Below are 1,322 nucleotides of genomic sequence, written 5' to 3'. Positions count from 1 at the left end.
GGGACTGTCAGGATTTCCGTGTGCGGCCGGGCGGTTGATCATCAGGCCGCCATGGCTCTGATGAAACGTTCGCCGAAGATCACGGCAAATTGCGCCTTCGCCATGGTCCACTCACGTGGTGGCATCTTCCACTCTTTCTCCGACCGATTCAAGATCAGGTAGAGCAGCTTGGTGGCGGCCTCGTCGCTGGGGAAGTGTCCCCTGGCCCTGACAGCCCGCCTGAGCTTCGAGTTCAAAGCTTCGATGGCGTTCGTAGTGTAGATGATCCGGCGGACCTCGTCGGGGAACGCAAAAAACGGGATCACCTCGCCCCAGGCGCGCCGCCAGCTCTGGCCGATGGCGGGATAGCGCTGCCCCCAAGGGCCAGCCTCAAATGCTGTCAGCGCCTTTTCGGCGGCATCTGCGTCGGTGGCACGGTAAATCTCCTTGAGCGCGCTGGCGAGGTTCTTTCGGTCCTTCCAGGAGACGAAGTCCATCGAGTTGCGCAGCAGGTGAACGATGCAGGTCTGGACGATCGCATCGGGGAACACTGCGGTGATCGCATCGGGAAAGCCCTTCAGGCCGTCAACGACGGCCAGCAGGATGTCTTCAACGCCACGGTTGCGAAGCTCGTTCATCACCCGAAGCCAGAACTTGGCACCCTCATTCTGCTCGAGCCACAAGCCGAGCACCTCCTTTGCGCCGTCGGCGCGGACGCCCAGCGCAATGTGGATCGCCTTGTTGCGCACCATGCCCTCGTCGCGGATCTTGACCCGGATCGCGTCGAAGAAGACCAGCGGGTAAACCGGATCGAGCGGCCGCTGCTGCCAAGTGGCGACCTCATCGAGCACGGCGTCGGTCACCGTGCTAATCAAATCGGGTGAGACGTCGATGCCGTATAGATCGTGCAGGTGCCTGGTGATCTCGCGGGTGCTCATGCCGCGCGCGTACATCGACACGATCTTGTCGTCGAAGCCGGGAAAGCGGCGTTGATACTTGGCGATCAACTGCGGGTCGAAGCTCGACTGGCGATCGCGCGGCACGTCGATCGCCAACTTGCCGGTGTCGGTCATTACCGTCTTCCGACCGTAGCCGTTGCGCATGTTGCCGGCGCCGTCTTCGCCAGCGAGGTGGTGATCCATCTCCGCATTCAGGGCACGCTCTGTCAGCGCCTTCTTCAGCGAATCGAGCAGACCGCCCTGCTCGAAGGCGGCACTGGCAGCGCCGCCCGCCAAAAGCTGATCGAGAAGCTCATTCGGTATGGCAGGTTCTTTGCGTCGTGACATAGTGGGACTCCTTGTTGCCCATTATGCCCGGCCACACACGGAAATCCTGACAGTCCC

At 61.8% G+C, this 1,322-nt stretch carries 1 protein-coding gene; it reads right to left on the bottom strand.

Annotated elements, in window-relative coordinates; translation table 11 throughout:
* Positions 1 to 41: 41 nt before the first annotated feature.
* The gene (locus AC3WLD_RS18810; protein ID WP_014082638.1) at positions 42 to 1,265 is read right to left on the bottom strand and encodes an IS256-like element ISSpwi2 family transposase; all 1,224 of its coding nucleotides are present in this window, start codon (positions 1,263 to 1,265) and stop codon (positions 42 to 44) included.
* Positions 1,266 to 1,322 lie beyond the last annotated feature (57 nt).

The organism is Novosphingobium sp. FW305-C-111 (genome assembly GCF_058783565.1).
Note: the sequence above shows the minus strand (reverse complement) of the source record. Positions and strands in the feature narration are given on the sequence as shown.

Excerpts from the sequence above, each read along its gene's own strand:
- AC3WLD_RS18810 (WP_014082638.1), bottom strand. The coding sequence starts at position 1,265 with ATGTCACGACGCAAAGAACCTGCCATACCGAATGAGCTTCTCGATCAG.